The organism is uncultured Psychrobacter sp., assembly GCF_947500265.1.
GTDB lineage: Bacteria > Pseudomonadota > Gammaproteobacteria > Pseudomonadales > Moraxellaceae > Psychrobacter.
Window position 1 is genome coordinate 12,690 of sequence record NZ_CANMRN010000013.1, and the last position, 16,645, is coordinate 29,334.

General features: G+C 43.2%; 14 protein-coding genes. 5 read left to right on the forward strand and 9 right to left on the reverse strand.

Going from position 1 to position 16,645, the window contains the following annotated elements; genetic code table 11:
- Nucleotides 1-140 precede the first annotated feature (140 nt).
- Nucleotides 141-1,718 carry an alkyl hydroperoxide reductase subunit F gene (gene ahpF / locus Q0788_RS13650; RefSeq protein ID WP_298811584.1) on the reverse strand — a complete coding sequence of 526 codons (1,578 nt, stop codon included), beginning with the start codon at nt 1,716-1,718 and terminating at the stop codon, nt 141-143.
- Between the two features lie 439 nt (nt 1,719-2,157).
- Between ahpF and Q0788_RS13655 the strand changes: the two genes are divergently transcribed.
- A complete protein-coding gene (locus Q0788_RS13655) occupies nt 2,158-2,406 on the forward strand; it encodes a DUF465 domain-containing protein (RefSeq protein WP_057761532.1) in 249 nt (82 codons plus the stop codon).
- 169 nt (nt 2,407-2,575) lie between these two features.
- Here Q0788_RS13655 and ahpC read toward each other — a convergent pair whose 3' ends face one another.
- Entirely contained in the window at nt 2,576-3,142 is a 567-nt protein-coding gene (gene ahpC / locus Q0788_RS13660) for an alkyl hydroperoxide reductase subunit C (protein WP_057761534.1), read from the reverse strand.
- A gap of 268 nt (nt 3,143-3,410) precedes the next feature.
- On the opposite strand from ahpC, the gene Q0788_RS13665 reads away from it, so the two are divergent.
- Together Q0788_RS13665 and Q0788_RS13670 are read left to right on the forward strand one after the other, a co-directional pair.
- A complete protein-coding gene (locus Q0788_RS13665; protein WP_057761536.1) occupies nt 3,411-4,322 on the forward strand; it encodes a hydrogen peroxide-inducible genes activator in 912 nt (303 codons plus the stop codon).
- A gap of 40 nt (nt 4,323-4,362) precedes the next feature.
- Complete coding sequence (locus Q0788_RS13670; protein WP_298811586.1) at nt 4,363-5,034, forward strand: hypothetical protein; 672 nt, start codon at nt 4,363-4,365, stop codon at nt 5,032-5,034.
- Here Q0788_RS13670 and Q0788_RS13675 read toward each other — a convergent pair.
- The 7 genes from Q0788_RS13675 to Q0788_RS13705 all read right to left on the reverse strand — a co-directional run bounded on the left by Q0788_RS13675 (nt 5,012) and on the right by Q0788_RS13705 (nt 13,792).
- Nucleotides 5,012-5,614: a methyltransferase domain-containing protein gene (locus tag Q0788_RS13675; RefSeq protein WP_201568714.1), complete on the reverse strand. Its 603-nt coding sequence runs from the start codon at nt 5,612-5,614 to the stop codon at nt 5,012-5,014. The genes Q0788_RS13670 and Q0788_RS13675 overlap by 23 nt on opposite strands.
- Nucleotides 5,615-5,819: 205 nt before the next feature.
- Nucleotides 5,820-6,353 carry a M48 family metallopeptidase gene (locus tag Q0788_RS13680; protein WP_298811626.1) on the reverse strand — a complete coding sequence of 178 codons (534 nt, stop codon included), beginning with the start codon at nt 6,351-6,353 and terminating at the stop codon, nt 5,820-5,822.
- A gap of 216 nt (nt 6,354-6,569) precedes the next feature.
- Nucleotides 6,570-8,030 (reverse strand): DUF1513 domain-containing protein, encoded by a 1,461-nt coding sequence (locus Q0788_RS13685; RefSeq protein ID WP_298811588.1) that lies wholly within the window; start codon nt 8,028-8,030, stop codon nt 6,570-6,572.
- A 105-nt stretch (nt 8,031-8,135) separates the two neighbouring features.
- The gene (locus tag Q0788_RS13690; RefSeq protein WP_298811590.1) at nt 8,136-9,287 is read right to left on the reverse strand and encodes an imelysin family protein; all 1,152 of its coding nucleotides are present in this window, start codon (nt 9,285-9,287) and stop codon (nt 8,136-8,138) included.
- 69 nt (nt 9,288-9,356) lie between these two features.
- Nucleotides 9,357-10,937 carry a di-heme oxidoredictase family protein gene (locus Q0788_RS13695; protein WP_298811629.1) on the reverse strand — a complete coding sequence of 527 codons (1,581 nt, stop codon included), beginning with the start codon at nt 10,935-10,937 and terminating at the stop codon, nt 9,357-9,359.
- 382 nt (nt 10,938-11,319) lie between these two features.
- Nucleotides 11,320-12,780, reverse strand: coding sequence for an imelysin family protein (locus tag Q0788_RS13700; protein WP_298811592.1), 1,461 nt, complete (start codon nt 12,778-12,780; stop codon nt 11,320-11,322).
- A gap of 355 nt (nt 12,781-13,135) precedes the next feature.
- The gene (locus tag Q0788_RS13705) at nt 13,136-13,792 is read right to left on the reverse strand and encodes an OmpA family protein (RefSeq protein WP_057761553.1); all 657 of its coding nucleotides are present in this window, start codon (nt 13,790-13,792) and stop codon (nt 13,136-13,138) included.
- A gap of 375 nt (nt 13,793-14,167) precedes the next feature.
- On the opposite strand from Q0788_RS13705, the gene Q0788_RS13710 reads away from it, so the two are divergent.
- Nucleotides 14,168-15,130 (forward strand): acyltransferase, encoded by a 963-nt coding sequence (locus tag Q0788_RS13710; protein ID WP_298811593.1) that lies wholly within the window; start codon nt 14,168-14,170, stop codon nt 15,128-15,130.
- A gap of 349 nt (nt 15,131-15,479) precedes the next feature.
- Nucleotides 15,480-16,577, forward strand: coding sequence for a hypothetical protein (locus Q0788_RS13715; RefSeq protein ID WP_298811595.1), 1,098 nt, complete (start codon nt 15,480-15,482; stop codon nt 16,575-16,577).
- The last annotated feature ends 68 nt before the right edge of the window (nt 16,578-16,645 follow it).

Sequence of the window (16,645 nt, forward strand, 5' to 3'; positions counted from 1 at the left end):
TGAGTGAAATCGCGTTATTTGTTTACTTAAGAGTCCATTTTCTAAATATCAGGATTTTTTATATAGACGTATTTATGCGATAGCACAAAAAAACCACCTCAACCGAGGTGGCCTTTTATACTGAAACTAAACCGAATAATTTACTGCATGACCAAGTATTCAAACGCTGACAGTGCCGCTTTACTACCTTCACCCATCGCAATGTTAATCTGCTTAAATGGCACGGTGGTTACATCACCACAAGCGAAAATACCTTTACGATCTGTACGGCAGCGCTCATCGATTTCGATCTCACCAAAGCGGTTTAGATCAACAAAGCCTTTGATGAATCCAGTGTTTGGCACTAAACCAATCTGTACAAATACCCCTGATAAATCACGCTCATGAGTCTCACCTGTGCTGCGATCTTGGTAGACGATAGACGATACTTTGCCGTCAGTCGCTTTGATCTCTTGCGTTGCTGCACCGGTAATGAACTCAATGTTGGTTTTTTCTTTGGCTTTATTAATCAGTACTTGGTCAGCTTTTAACTCATCAGCGAACTCTAGTACAGTAACGTGATTAACAATACCTGCCAAATCTAGTGCTGCCTCAACGCCTGAGTTACCACCGCCGATCACTGAGATATCTTTACCTTTAAAGAATGGGCCATCACAATGCGCACAGAAAGCCACGCCTTTACCGATATTTTCTTCCTCACCCGGTACACCAAGCTTTCTCCACTGAGCACCTGTCGCTAAGATAATACTACGAGTATTAAATGTCTCACCAGTGTTTAGGTGGATACTGTAGTTCTCTTCTTCAGTCTCGCCAATTTCTTTAACGCTCACATGCTCTTTCAACGTGATGTTGTATTCAGCCAAGTGCTTAACAAAGTTGGTCGATAAATCTGTGCCATTGGTTAGCGGCACTGAAATCAAGTTTTCGATGTCTTGCGTGTCTTTTACCTGTCCACCGATACGATCAGCAACCATCGTGACTTTTAAGCCTTTACGCGCTGTATAAATAGCAGCAGCCACACCTGCAGGACCAGCACCGATGATAGTGACGTCTTGCTGCTCTAATTGCTCAGCATCGTCTTCTACTTCTGACAATAAGTCAGGGAACTGCTCTTGTAACTTCCCGATCAATTTAGCAGTGTCGATTAAGCCGTTAGCAAATGGCTCACCGTTTAAAAATACAGCTGGTACGCCTTGGATTTTATTCGCTTCTACTTGCTCTTGGAACAATGCGCCATCGATCATCTCGTTGCTGATACCATCGTTTAATAGCGCGAATTGGTTCAATGCCTGAACGACTTCTGGGCAGCTATGGCATGACAATGACACGTAGGTCTGGAACTGTAATGGCTTATTAAAGCGCTTAACTAACTTTTGGATGCCTTCATCCAACTTTAGCGTATGACCACCCGCTTGCAGAATCGCCAAAATCAATGACGTAAACTCATGACCACCTGGGATACCGCTGAATACGATACCAGTGTCGTTTGATGCGCCATCAATGTGATTGACTACTTTGAAACTAATCGCACTTGGCAAACTATCGTCAGTTGCTTGTGCATCGAAGTTGATTTTGTCTGTTGTTCCAGCAATCTTGGTCAAAAAATCTACCAATTCTGCACGTTTTGCATGCGTACCATTACCTAATACAAAAGTAATGGGGCGCGTCATATTTTCGCTATAGCTCTTAACGGCATCTAATAAATTCTGATCTATCATGTTTGTTCCTCATTATGACTGAATATGTAACGGCAGCTGTCATGCTACGCGTCTAAATATGAAATAGTTGGTGTTAATAATTTTGTATAAAAGGTTATATATAGTGGGCTCTTGCCCTTTGATGTGTCTATTATCAAGCGTTTAGCGAGTTTCGGCAAGCTGAGAAACTCAAACTTTATGTTTTATAAAACCAATCGTTTATTGCTTTAAATAATTAAATATAAATACGTAGGCAAATGATAGTGATGGTACATGGTCTATTTTTTCGCTACAATCGAATGGTATTGATAGCAATATGCATTATCAATATCGTGAAATAACTATCTTTATTACCATTAAACTTTTACCCCTTCCAAACACAGTCTCACCATCATAAGCGTCTTAACCATAACGTGCTTACGCTTATTCTAAGCTTGCACTAAATAACAAGGATGACAACATGACAATGACAGACACATGGCAAGATCACAGTGATATTATCGATGAGCTTAAGCAAAAGGACACGCATTTTGCGAGTATCTTCGATGAGCATACGACTCTAGATAGGCAAATTAATAAGCTTGAAAACGATGTGGTCAAGCATGCCAGTCGCGACGAAGAAATCGAACAGATGAAACGACGAAAGCTACAACTCAAAGACGAGATTTATAAAACTATTGATAAAAATAAAGCACAGTCTCGCGCTTAATATTGCGTCTATATTTAGAGATATGCTGAAAAAAAATACTAACAATACCTATGCTTAAGACGTAAAAAGACCCCATCAACTTATGTTAATGGGGTCTTTATTTATAATACTGTCTTAAATCAGATGTTTAAGATACAGCACTACTTTTATCTAAGTATGAAATGTCTACTTAGATTTTACCAACTAAGTCAAGACTTGGCTTTAATGTGTCGCCGCCTTGTTCCCAAGCTGCTGGGCAAACTTCGCCGTCGTTTTCACGAACATACTGTGCTGCTTTCACTTTACGTAGCATGTCTTTTGCACTGCGACCGATACCGCCAGCATGGATTTCAGCGACTTGGATCAAGCCATCAGGATCTACTAAGAATGTACCGCGCTCAGCCAAACCTGCTTCTTCAATCATGACGTTGAAGCCACGAGTGATTTTACCAGTAGGATCACCGATCATTGGGTATTGTACTTTACCGATAGCTTCTGAAGAATCATGCCATGCTTTGTGTGTGAAATGCGTGTCAGTAGATACTGAGTATACTTCAACACCAAGGCCTTTTAGCTCGTCGTAATGAGCGGCCATGTCTTCTAGCTCAGTTGGGCAAACAAACGTAAAATCAGCTGGGTAAAATAGGAAAATCGCCCAGTTGCCTTTTACATCTTCTGAAGTGATGGTTTTGAACTCACCGTTTACGTATGCATCTGCTGAAAATTCTGGGATTTCTTGATTGATAATAGACGCCATGGTTGGCTCCTCTATAGTTAAGTAAATTGGAAATTATTTATATGGTTTTTTCAATTAGCCCTCTAGCTCTCTGGGCTACCTGACAAACTATACGCGAATTCTATAGTTAATCCAGTTAAAAGTTTTTAATGTGATGTTTTGTTTTATTAAACTTGTTAAACTATTATCTCTATATTTTATCATTGGTGCTGAATTGGTAATTTGCTACCTTATAAAGGTTGACCAAACATAATAAATTGCATTAAAAACCCACTAATAGAGAGGTTTTATGATTACTTTACGACAACTTGAGTTTGCCCTAGCCGTCGCCAAACATCGTCATTTTAAACGTGCTGCTGAAGATTGCAATATCTCGCAGTCTGCACTAAGTTTGGGTATCGCAGAATTAGAAAAACAGCTAGATACTCAGATTTTTGAGCGTAATAACAAACAGGTATTGATTACCCCTATCGGTCAAGACATCCTCACGCGTGCGCAGCGAGTGTTTTCTGAAGTGAGTGATTTGACCACGCGTGCTCACAGCCATCAGACGCCGCTTGCCTATCCTATGACTGTCGGTATCATTCCGACGATTGCACCTTACTTGCTGCCAAAAGTACTGCCTGCGCTGCGTGCACAATATCCAGAGTTCCGTATGACCATCGTCGAACAACAGACAGAGCGTTTGCTTGAACAAGTACGCTACGGTCATATCGACACCGCTATTATTGCGCTGCCGTATGCGGTAGATGGGCTACATAGTTTTGAGTTTTGGAGTGAAGACTTCTTTGCTGTATTTCCAAAAGATGACATACATGCCAAGCTTGATACCATCAATGCTGACGAACTGGCAACTGCCAACCTCATGCTACTTGGTGAAGGACACTGCCTAACGGACCAGACGCTGTCTGTCTGTCATTTCGACCGCGCACAAATGAAATCAAGCTTCTCAGATGCCAGTCTAAATACTTTGATTCAAATGGCGCTTGCCAATATGGGCACAACGCTAGTGCCTGAAATGGCGCTCGATCAGCTACACCTGCAAAACCAAAATGCCGTCGCCATACCATTGGCTGAAGACGGGCCGCATCGCCATATTGCCTTTGTCACCCGTCTGAACTATGCGCGTGTCGATGATGTTAGCTTGCTGGGTGATGTATTCAACAAAGCATTTAAAGATGCGGTGGCTAATAAAGAATAACCAAACCATTTTTACCGCGGTCATAGTGAAAAAATGACATATGAAAACTGTCTCACATAAGCATAATGAGCTTGGCAAGTACTTTGCACAGCACTTGTCAGCTATGACCAGCGATATCTCGCCAAAGCAAATAGATAGACTTTGGCAAGATATCATGACGCGCTATGGCGAACCACAACGTGCCTATCATACGCTCGATCATATTGAGCAGCTCTTGGTACAGTTTGAGAATATTAAGCACCATCTGTCTGAGCCGCATATCATTGCATTGGCACTGTACTATCATGATGTGATATACGATCCAACACGCTCCGACAACGAGTTGAAAAGTGCTGAGTTTGCGACAGATGCTTTGGGCTTTTATCTAAGCACAGAGCAATGCCAACAGATTCATGCCCTCATTATGATGACGGCTAATCATCAGCTAGATACGTTGGTAGATAGTGACAAATACAACGATGCGACGTATCTTTTAGATATGGATTTGAGTATCCTGGGTACGCCTTGGTCTTCATATGAGCAGTATGCAAAGGCGATACGTCAAGAATATAACCATGTCGCAGATGACAACTACCGTGATGGGCGCACTGCAGTGTTACAAGGATTACTAGCACATCCCAAACTCTATCTGACTGACCATTACTATGATCAGTTAGAAACACAAGCGCGAGATAATATCAAGCATGAGCTTACTTCGCTTGCAGCTTTATAAATAGCTCACTACCCTGCCGTGCTGGATGTGAATTATAGCTAGGCTCCATAATATCGATATCAAAATGACTTTGAAAGCGCTGCTGGTATTCTTCCTTGCTGCCGCCAAATGGTGGCTCTTCCCGTCCAAAATCCGTGTCAAACAACAATCCAACCAGCTTACCTTGTGGCTTTAGCAGTCTCGCCATCTGCTGCACATATTCATCACGGCGCGATGGATTAATCGCACAAAAAAACGTCTGCTCAAGTATCCAATCGAATTGATACTGCTCAGCTGGTAAACTAAAAAAATCCGCACAGAGCAAATGCTCAGATGGAAAATTAGGGTAACGCTCTGCAAACGTCTCAATCGGTGCAGGGGCAAAGTCAACCAGCGTGATATTGGTAAAACCTTGCTCATATAAATAGCCTACTTCATAAGCATTACCCGCACCTGGCACTAGTATCGCTTGATCTTTCGCGCTCTCAGGTAGCTGGTCGATATAAGCTTTGAGCGGTGGTGACACCTGCCCCATGTCCCAACCGATGCTGTTCTTCTCATAACGCTGCTGCCAAAACTCCGCTTGGTTGACGTTTTCCATATAACATCCCTGTATATAAACCTGCTGATTAAATGAAACAATTTGTACCGTTATTTCTTATCATATCAGGCTTATTCAGACGTGTCCTTATTTTAAAAATAATAACGGAAATGGGATGATAAGCCTCTACACAGTGAAAGTTGCTCAGATGATACCGAGCTATTTACCAGGGCTATTTAGATGGTTAAATAGTTAGATGATACGTTTAGTCCAGCTGCCCTGTCTTGCCCGCTAGGATATTATGCCATTGCTGATAATCTGGCATCGCTGTGGCAACCGTTTGCCAAAACGCTCGGCTATGATTGGCATGATGCAAGTGGCACAGCTCATGAACGATTACGTATTCGGTGCATTCGATAGGATAGGCAGGAAGATAAACCGATAGCCAAATTCGTTTTGCACGCGTGTTGCAGCTACCCCAACGTGTGTGCATTTTTTTCAATCGTATTTCATTGGCATAAACGCCAACGATTGGCTGCCACTTATCAAATAGTGCAGGTGCGACTTCAGAAAGTTGTTGCCGATAATAGGTGATTTTTTGATCGGGACTGAGCGTAAATGATTGCGCCGTGCCCCATAATAAAACTGAGTTATTCGCAGCTGAAGGGTCAGACGATGTATTCTGTCTACGTCTATACTGTTCTAATACCTGCGGGTGATTTGCAATCGCCCAAGGCACCCGCTTAGCCACAGCATGCAACATTTGTGATGCGCTGATATGTATCGGTGCAGAGACCATCAACGTATGGGGCTTTAAGCGAAAATTGATATTTTTAACACGCTTTTTACTGATATTTAGCTCTATGCCTGCCTGTGCAAGCTGCTGTCTGACAGTATCTAAATTGGTGTCTAAGCTAATGCTCTACCTCCTTGGCCGACTATTGCTACTGTTCTAGCAATAGTCGTTATTAATCGCCATGCCTGTGCGTCTGTCGCTCTTGTTGAACGTTATGGGTCACAGTGCTTGCAAATGATTGTCAAACGACATCATATGCAGTTGACTGTCTTTGATAATCCGCTCATGAGGTTCAATGTCGTCTACGTCCAAATTTACTTCTGATAAAGCATTTACTCTTAACGCTGTTAACTGCCCTTGACCATCACTGACGATAAATCCTGTCGGCTCGGCATGTTTATCAATTTTACTCATTGAAGCACTAGAATTAACTAACACCGAAGCCCCTGCACAATCTGGCAGACTTACATCATCGATCAGCTTGCGAGTATGTAAATCATAAATCGCCGCACAGCCGCCAATCGGCGTGGTCACACACAGTAAGTTACGCTCACTATCCACCGCCACGCTAGCGATATATTGGTGAAAACGTTGCCATTGATTATTTGGCATAGTGAGTGGTGTAAAGCTGGCATCACCACGTTTATGGGTCAATACCAATGGGACATTGATATGTTTTTCACCTTGGAACTGAATACCGATCATCACTGTACCATCGGCGTGCATGGCTAAATGGCGCACACTCATCTGATTATGCTCTGGAGTCACTTGCTCAAGCAGTGTGCCATCGTGACGATTCAAATAAACCAGTGAGGGTCGCATGGTATCTAGATTTAGCTCTTCGCGTGAGGCCTGCTCGGTTTTGATACCACCGTTTGCAATGACCAGCGTTTCGCTATCAGGATGCATAATTAACTCATGCGGGCCGATACCATATGAGTCAAACTCTGCTACTTTTTGATAAGCATCATGGGCATCATAGATACCAATTTTGCCTGCCAAACTCACTGTGTCGTTCTCAGTTACGTAGAGCAAGCTACCATCTAAACTGTAGCAAGCATGACCATAGAAGTGACGGTTTACATCAGCTGTAATCGCATGCTGTACTTGCCCATTTGACGTATTAAGTACCCAGAACCTCTCGCTTGGACGGCGACCCATGACGACGACATCACGTCTTTGATCCACATTGCTATGCTGAGTTTGAGCTTCAGATACATTAACAGATACAGGCTGAACAACGATGTCGTGGACACGCTCAGGCATAGTCGTCTGCCAAACGATTTGTCTGTCAGCATCAATACCTACCACGCCAAAGTCATGCTCATTTCGGCTTGATGTGACCTGATCTTTTGGCAGTGATGCGACGCCACTGACCCAACTGACTGGTCGCGCTAGCATCGTTGTCGTATGCATGACAGCAAAATCAGGCGTGTTACTTTTACCATCACCTACAGCATGATAAGCCTGCTTCCATGTTGCCGCTGCTTGCTCACAAGCATAGCGCAAGCGCGAAAGTTTCGGCGTTGAATCAGGTGCCGCTCGTAATGCCTGCAACTGTGTACGAATACCATCTACATAATCTTGTAGACTGGCATCTGGATGCTGCTGCTTACGATAACGATGGTGAATACCGACCAGCGCCGCCGTACCCACTGCTGTCAGCACTGAAGTCGTCAAAAGCTCATGAGTTGACGAAGTTCTCCCAGACCGATTAGACCTATTTAACTGGTCATGAGTCTGGGCTGCTGACATTGCTGTACTCGATTCGATAGTGGACATTGTCTAATCGCCATCAGTGCTGTTAAAGCCCACACGGATACCAAGTGCTGGGATTAACTGGCGTTTAATCAAACGAGTGACATCAGTCAAATGATCGTACAATGCTTGTTGGTCGTCCTTATTCGCTTGTGATAAATCTTCTGGCATTTGTGCTAATAATGCAGTCGTGTCAGCCAATGCAGTCGATAGATTATCCGAAACTTTGTTTTCATCATTGCTACCAAGAATAGCTGTCAGTACTGGGTCAGTCATGGCTTTATTAATCGTATCTAACTTAGCATTGATGATAGCGCGGCTTTGACCAGCAGTAGCAGCAGGCAAATGGCCTTTTGCCTTACCTGTCAGACCGAGTGGCTGATCAATGGCATTAGACTTCATGGTCTCAATCAATGACAGCAGAGAGTTAATCCACTGATTTAGACCTCTATCGCTCTCTGCTGTTTTGTCTATCGCCAATAAATCAGTCGCGTTTTGCTGCCAGTTTTTCTCGATGTCTTTTAGACGCGTGCTCAACGCACTACTGGCACTAATCACGTAAGCACACTGACCAGCGTCTAAACTGTCGTTGGCAAACAAAACCTCTTCCAACCCTGGTACGCCTTGTACGATCGCGCTCTCGCCAGCAAGTTGTTCTGGCGTTAGTTTTGGATTGGCAGCGATTAAATCAGCCACGCCACTGTGTACGAGTCCGCGCTCGTCAGGATAGTAGTTGATGTATAGATTGCTCATACTAGCAGTCGCAGGACCAAAGTTGACCATCTCAGCACTTGACCATGCTTGTGCCAACACTAGCCACTGTGCACGTAATGCTTGTAGCTCATCGCCACTTACTGGAGCTTGGGTACAATGTTTCTGCGCCAATTCGTTCAACAGATCGCTTTGCTTGGCTGCATCAGCATACGCAGGAATCACAATATCGTCTGCCACATGCGTCAAGTACGTTTTTGCAGTCTCAGGGCTGATATCTACTGCAACGATTTGCTCAGTACTTTCTTTGCTGTTTTCTACTGAGCTGTCCGTAGCTGCACTGTCTTGCACAACTTTTTGGCTGTCTACATCTGCAGCTTTGTTGTCATCGGCAGGTTTGACACAACTGATCAGCAGTCCAGCACTCAATGCAGATAGCGCCATTGCCAAAGCATGGTTTATTTTCATAGATTTCTCGGTAATGTTATAGGTAGTAATTTATAGCGTTTTTATACTGATTTTATAATAGCGACTTTATTACAGCGACTTTAGGAACGCATTAAGCTCTGCGCGACCTTGTTTATCCAACTTCAATACTTGTTGCTTTTGCTTCTCAGCTTCTCCGCCATGCCATAAAACCGCTTCCATCAATGTACGGGCACGGCCATCATGCAAAAACGTCGCTTGAGGATCAACTGTCTGCGCAAGCCCCACGCCCCAAAGCGCTGGCGTGCGCCACTCATAAGAATTGGCTAAAAACTCAACTTGGGCACTTTTCGGTGGTAGCTTACCGGCAATCGTACGATCAGCGAGGTCATCGCCCATATCGTGCAATAGCAAATCTGTGTAAGGATAAATCACTTGTCCATGCTGCTCAAGATGATCATCGTCGGTTTTTGGCAACTGATATCTTGGCGTATGACAGCTTTGACAACCCATGTCATAAAAACGCTTTTTCCCAGCCAGCACAAGCTTATCATCCGCATTACGGCGATGCGGCACTGCTAGATTGCGAGTATAAAACTCTACAAACTTAGCAACCTCATCGTTTACTTCAACAGGTGATTTACCATTGCCCTGCTCATCAGCACCTGTCGCTGCATTTAGGCAAGCGGTCTGCATTGGCATACAGGATTCGTTCGGACGAATATTGGACGTCAGACCCATGTCTTCGTTAAAGGCACTTTGGTTTTGGGTGATAAGTTTGGTTTGACCCGCTTTCCACCCAAATCGTCCAAGCGCCCGCTTGCCCGTTTGTGGATCCATGACCCAGTTAAACTTACCACTGATATCGCTATCATTACTGTCGCTGGCTTGTTTTTTAATGTCATCATCCGATATTTGCTCTAGCAGCCCAAGCCCAATCATCGGTAGCGCCACACGCGGCGATACCATCATGTCATCTTCAAAAGCACCGTAACCAGGTTTGGTCAAATTAAACGTTGGCGCACGCAGCGTCTCGACATATCCGTCAGCAAAGGTAACTGGTTTGTCTGTCCATTGCACTGCGATTCTTGCTTCAGCAGGTACGCCCTGAATACCGCGATCTTGTAGCTGCCCACCATACATAGGATGAGCCACCTTTTCAATCAGCGAATCCTTTAGCTGTTGGCGCTGCTCATCAGTCGTCGCTGGCATAGACAGACGAATCAATAAACTATCAGCATCGTCATCGGCAGTCATCGGCGCATGACCTCGCCCATCTTTGACATGACAAGACTGACAAGCGGCCACATTGAATAATGCGCCCAGTCCATCACGACTATCAGTACTAGCAGGTGCAACGACCCATGGCTGCTTGAAGAATGCATTACCAATAAAGAACGACCCTTTTCGAGAAGCTGCTAGGTTCGATGAAGGCTTCGAGTAGCTCTCAGCACTGCTAATACTAATACCAGAGTCACCGCCCTGCTTGATCTCTTGAGGGTCAAAGCTCACCAGTTGCTGCATTGGCACGCCTGCCAGTGCTTCTATATTTTTGGCGTGTTCGGATGACAGCGATTGGCTATTTTCACTGCTACTTTCATTACTTGAGGCCTGCTCTGAAGTAACATCAGAAACATCGCCAGAAGTGTCGTCAGAAACGCTATCAGATGGTTGACACGCACTGATAGCCATTGCACTGGCGATAATTAGCACAAGCTTAGAAGGTATATGTCGTAGGATTTGAGTAGCAAGAGGAGAATCAGAGGGGTTAACATAATTGGCGTTCATAGAAATTCAGTGCCTTAGCGCTAGAGTAGAACCATTAAAATTTTGTCATACCATCTCATTATATGTCGTCACAATCATTGCCTATCGGCATATAATGAAATGGTACACCGGCCAATTGGCTTATTTAATGCTCGTAAAAATGCGTTGCCAACGGTGGCTGACAACGCACGTATTATATCTAATCTAAGTATCCAATAAACAGCGGTTACTGACCTATAACGACTAATAAAACGTCGCAAAGCCAATGAAAGGCTTTTAAATAAGGGCCGCTAGCTTAAATTTTTTCTTAAAACTGTGACCCTGCATCTGCGTCTAGATTATCGATGCCAACGGCTTTTGCAGCGTTTTCGATACTGGCCGTCAGCTCTTGTAAGCTAGTGATACCCGCTTCAACCCATCCACGACGGACGTTTTGTTCTTCAGCAGAGATGCCTTCTTGGCTTGCTTGACCGACAGTTGCAATCATCTGGTCAATCTTGATGCCGTCTTTTTCGCCTTTTTCAACGATAACGTTAAACGCGCCTTCTACTTTGTTGAACTCAGCAGCCAATTTATCAGCAGCTTCTGTATGGCCGTTATCCGTTAGATAATCTTTGATACCGTAGCCGCCAACTGTTTTACCAGCGACTGTTGTATAGCTACCATTGAAGACGTTTTGGATACCGCGCGCATTATTGGCATAGCTTAAATGAGTCAAATCACTAAAGCATTCGTGCTCATCTTCGGTAGAACCAGTAACAAAAGCGACCTGCATACGCTCAGAAGCAAGCTCACCTAATGCTAGGCTACCCATTTGATACATAATTTGGCGCAGACCATTGTCATATTTGCGCGCTATCAAATCACTACGCAAGGTATTCTCAGTATCAGGCTGCCACTGAGCTTCCATCGCGGTCAAATCATCGACCAATAGTTGAGTTGCAGCAGTTAAGAATTCACCACGGCGCTCACAGATAATGGCATCGTCATTGACGGTCTCACCACTAGTACATTGTCCGGCTTCAGTCGCATAGTCAGTGACTGGGCGATTACCTGCACCTTCTTTTACGCCATTGTTGTCTTGACCCCACAGCATAAATTCAATCGCATGATAACCAGTCGTTACGTTGGCTTCACTACCACCGATTTCATTCATTTCTGCAAGTAGCTCAGGCGTAATCGTACTGGTATCTTGCTTGATACTACCGACAGTAATGCTGTCGCTATTGATGATGTTCTCTTGGCTGTTATATTCGCCTTCATAGTCGTCACCAACATAATCAATCAATGCTTCATCAAGTGGCCAAGCATTGATCTGCCCTTCCCAGCTATCGATGCTGTTGATAGCACGTTTGTCATTGGCAGTCACAAAGCCTTCATCAAAACGGAAAATCTCAGTTTGTGAGTATGGTTGACGTGCTGCTTTATAAGCATCCTTTGCAGCATCAAGGTTTTCTTGTGTTGGAGTGGCTACGTAAGTTTCTACCGCAGTTTGTAGCGCTTTGGCCGTGTCTAACGAATCTTTATAAGCGGCGTGTGCCATATTTGCATAACTGATAATCAATCTATCAATATGTGCTTTTTCGGCAGCAGTCATCTCTGTATTATCAGCTGTCTCTGTGTTTGCTACTTCTGTTTGTGTTTCTGTCGCAGCATTGGTGTCTTCATCGGCTTGCTTAGTACAACCCGACACCATTAACAATCCTGCAAGTGCAACAGCTAAAGTAGTTGGTAAAAGCTTACGGCTCGTTACTGTGGTAATCGTCATACATATCCTCAAGAAATATAGCAAAAAATTCGTTTTGGTTAAGTAGCCTCAATTATTTTGATAATCAAGCCATGTTATAGCAGGCTATCTTAGCCATGCACATTGACTCTCAGTGCGCACGATAAGACGTTTAATATTGCATTGATAGCAAACACTGACAAATTATAGTGTTATTGATAATCATTATCAATATTTAATTTAATATTAACTATATCTATCAATAATCAATGTTTTATTCAAACTGAAAACATAAAAAAAGAGCCAGCATATTGCTGACTCTTTTTAGAATATATGTGCTCAAATATCTAGCACATACCTAATAGCTATATAGCTATTTATTAGTTATAGCTATTTATTAGTTTACGCTCTGTGGTGCGTTAACTGTTAGCTCAACACGGCGGTTTTGACCACGGCCATATTCAGTGTTGTTGTCTGCGATTGGACGTGACTCACCGTAAGCAACAACGTTTACACGGTTTGAAGCAACACCGCGAGCTGTTAAGTAGTTAGCAACTGAGTAAGCACGATCACGTGACAGACCCATGTTGTAAGATGCTGAACCTTTGCTATCAGTGTGACCAGCAATAGTAATTGTGTTTTGGTTGTACTGGTTCATTGTTGAAGCAAGCTTATCAAGCGTTGGCTTGAATGATGAGCTAAGGGTTGCATCATCAAATGAGAACGTGATGCTACCTGGCATAACCAAATCAATGTTACCAGTGGTTGGGTTCTGCTCAACAGTTACGCCTGTGCCAGCCATTTGCTGCTCAAGTTGACGAGCTTGACGCTCCATGTAGTAACCAACGCCTGCACCTAGTGCTGCGCCGATAGCTGCATCACGACCAGTTTTGTCGCCACCTGTTGCTTTTGAAATAGTTGCACCACCTGCTGCACCAACTAAACCACCTAGAGCAGCTTTGTTTAGACGCTGTTGTCCAGTGTTTGGATCTGTTGTACAACCGCTAAGTGCTAAACCTGATGCTACTGCTGCAATCATTAAAGTATTACGCATAATATTTCCTCTTAAGTTTAAAAAATCGTGCTTTTTATAAAGATTGTCCGTTAATCTTTTTTAAGTACTTATCTACATTCCCCATTATTATGGCAACTACAACCTATCTATGTGTAATATTTTGTCATACCTATGTATGAGAAGTGCAGGTTATATTTCAATGATTTCATAGGTCAAATCTTCGCGCCTTGCTACCACTAGTCACGTTTACAACCGTACACTACAACATGTTTCTGCTAAAATTATATTGCTGAATTTGTCGGCTTTAAATAGTCATGACTTAAAGCTTTACGTTCATAATATTCTTGACTTGACTAGGACAGATTCAGCGACATACAGATTATTATTAATCAGATAGACTGAAAAGGATTGAGCATGCGATTGACATCTACCATTCGAAAAATGCATAAACGTTCGCCTAAACTGGGCAAAGCTGTGTCGCTTGCAACAGCCACTGGTGTCATCGCCGCCAATAGCTTCGGTGGTAGTATTCCTTTATGGCTAATGGGCGTTGGTAAGGTCATTACTGGCGCCTCTATTGCAGACAAAGCCGTCATCAAAATTGCTACTCACTGGATCAGTAGCAACAGTGCCTTAATCGACAATATGCTGCCTCGCAAAGATTGGCGTATCAACCTACCGGACGATATTCATACCAATGGCAAATACCTGCTAGTGAGCAACCACCAATCATGGGTTGATACCAGCATCGTGCAGTATATTGGCGAAAAACGTTTACCACTCACGCGATTTTTTACCAAGTTTGAACTGATCTACATCCCTATCGTTGGTCAAGCTTTTTACTTTTTAGACTTTCCAATGATGCGCCGACACTCAAAAGAAGCCATTGCCAAAAATCCTGCGCTAAAAGGCAAAGACATCGAAGAAGCCAAACGTGCCTGCGCCCTATTAAAAGACAAACCTTTTACCTTATTAAATTATTTGGAAGGTACTCGTTTTACCAAAGCCAAACAAGCTCAGCAAAAATCGCCCTATACGCACTTGTTAAAACCTCGTGCAGGCGGATTATCATTGGCTATCAGTGCATTAGGTGAAGATATCGATGGCATATTAGACATGACCATCGTATATCCTGATGGTGTGCCAAGCTATGGGGATCTTTGGAAAGGCAATATCAAACGTTTGGGCGTTGACTTGCGCTACATCGATATACCAGATGCGTTGTTCGAAAGTATCAAGCAAGGTGGCTACGAAAATAATGAAGACACAAAAGCTCAAATGTTCGACTGGGTTGAACAAGTGTGGCGTCAAAAAGATGAACGTATTAGCACTATGTTGGCAGATTTTGAAACCAATCCTAAAGCGCAAGATGCCTAATAAGGATACTCAGTTATAATAAATTGGCTGTCCGTTAAATCTTATCAAATATCAAGCACAGTCTATACCAGAGTACTAAGTAATAAATATCGAGCACGGGTTGAAAAGTTATTGAGGAACAAAGTTACGTGTACGAGTGTCACAATAGTCATATCTTACCTATGATGTTTACTGTTAAAAGCCATGCATCATAAGTAAATTTTAATCAAAGATGGGTTGTTTTTTAGCCTTATTCATTGATAATGTGACTAATCATGAACTCATAGATTTTCGATGTCTACTTTGATAGTAAATGGTAGTAAATATCGATTTCTGACCCATTTTTTGTGCCATTTATTACTTATAAGGTATGACTGTGCCCACCTCTACTACTAGCTCGCCGTTAGCTACCGAATCTGTTTTGAGTCAGCCTCCTTATCTAATAAGTGATGAGCCACCAAAACCGAACCATCCAAAGCCGAGTCGCTTTAAGCTCACTTACGATATTGTCATGATTATTGCCATCAGTATTGATCTGCTATTGATCAGTATCGACGCTATTTTGATGAGCAATTTTAGTAGTAATGCTGCAGAATGGCTAACCATCAGTGAAGCGCTCAATTGGTATCAAACAACCCTACATGATCCTCTACGCACTGCTGGAGGTTTTTTTACTATTTTTTTGGTCGTTGAGTTGCTGTTGCGTTGGGCGATTGCCATCAAACAAAAAGTCTATTATCGCTGGTTCTTTTTCCCATTCGTTCATTGGTACGAAGTATTAGGCTGTTTTCCGCAGCTACGTGCTTTGCGACTGCTGCGAGCGGTCGTTATTGGACGACGTCTATATCAGCTTGGTTATCAAGTACTGCCGCAGGCGTGGATCAATCGAATCAAGTTCTACATTGACCTACTGTTAGAAGAGCTCTCAGATCGCGTTATTTTGACAGCGATACAAAACTTTCGACAAGAGCTAACCAGTTCAGACACGCATAAATCATTCATTGAGTCGACGATTGCAAAAAATCGAAATGAGATTGAAGCGGCTGTATTGTCCGTGCTGCGTACAGAGCTTGCACCGAAGCTGCAAGAACTAACCGCCTCATCAGGTGGCGGCAGTATATTGGCGAGCGAAATGGGCAATGCTATTGAAGAAGGATTGGCCAATACACCTGAATTGCGCCGCTATCTACGCATGATACCTATTGCAGGCAGTCTGATTGAATCACAGCTACATCACGTCGGGCACAATATCGGTGAAAATGTCGTCAATGCATTAAACAAGCGACTTTTAGACCCTAAGCGCTTGGATATATTAATGATGGAAATTGCTAGCGGTATTGCGCAAATAGATACCAATAATACAGCGCTAGATACTTTAATTTCTAGTATCATTGATGACAGTCTGACTGCGTTTGAAGCACAAGTAAAAGTGCAGCAATGGAAGCACCAAGATATGCTAAATCTATAGTTTAGCTATCTAATAGCATGACGTAATAAGAGACATAATACCGTGACAGAATTATTTTTAAGGGTTTG

What these genes read in the sequence shown, in the direction of transcription:
- Q0788_RS13655 (WP_057761532.1), top strand. Translation starts at nt 2,158, where the DNA reads ATGACAATGACAGACACATGGCAAGATCACAGTGATATTATCGATGAG.
- Q0788_RS13690 (WP_298811590.1), bottom strand. Translation starts at nt 9,287, where the DNA reads ATGAAAATAAACCATGCTTTGGCAATGGCGCTATCTGCATTGAGTGCT.
- Q0788_RS13700 (WP_298811592.1), bottom strand. Translation starts at nt 12,780, where the DNA reads ATGACGATTACCACAGTAACGAGCCGTAAGCTTTTACCAACTACTTTA.
- Q0788_RS13705 (WP_057761553.1), bottom strand. Translation starts at nt 13,792, where the DNA reads ATGCGTAATACTTTAATGATTGCAGCAGTAGCATCAGGTTTAGCACTT.
- Q0788_RS13710 (WP_298811593.1), top strand. Translation starts at nt 14,168, where the DNA reads ATGCGATTGACATCTACCATTCGAAAAATGCATAAACGTTCGCCTAAA.
- Q0788_RS13715 (WP_298811595.1), top strand. Translation starts at nt 15,480, where the DNA reads ATGACTGTGCCCACCTCTACTACTAGCTCGCCGTTAGCTACCGAATCT.
- Q0788_RS13665 (WP_057761536.1), top strand. Translation starts at nt 3,411, where the DNA reads ATGATTACTTTACGACAACTTGAGTTTGCCCTAGCCGTCGCCAAACAT.
- Q0788_RS13680 (WP_298811626.1), bottom strand. Translation starts at nt 6,353, where the DNA reads ATGGTCTCTGCACCGATACATATCAGCGCATCACAAATGTTGCATGCT.
- Q0788_RS13675 (WP_201568714.1), bottom strand. Translation starts at nt 5,614, where the DNA reads ATGGAAAACGTCAACCAAGCGGAGTTTTGGCAGCAGCGTTATGAGAAG.
- ahpF (WP_298811584.1), bottom strand. Translation starts at nt 1,718, where the DNA reads ATGATAGATCAGAATTTATTAGATGCCGTTAAGAGCTATAGCGAAAAT.
- Q0788_RS13695 (WP_298811629.1), bottom strand. Translation starts at nt 10,937, where the DNA reads ATGGCTATCAGTGCGTGTCAACCATCTGATAGCGTTTCTGACGACACT.
- ahpC (WP_057761534.1), bottom strand. Translation starts at nt 3,142, where the DNA reads ATGGCGTCTATTATCAATCAAGAAATCCCAGAATTTTCAGCAGATGCA.
- Q0788_RS13670 (WP_298811586.1), top strand. Translation starts at nt 4,363, where the DNA reads ATGAAAACTGTCTCACATAAGCATAATGAGCTTGGCAAGTACTTTGCA.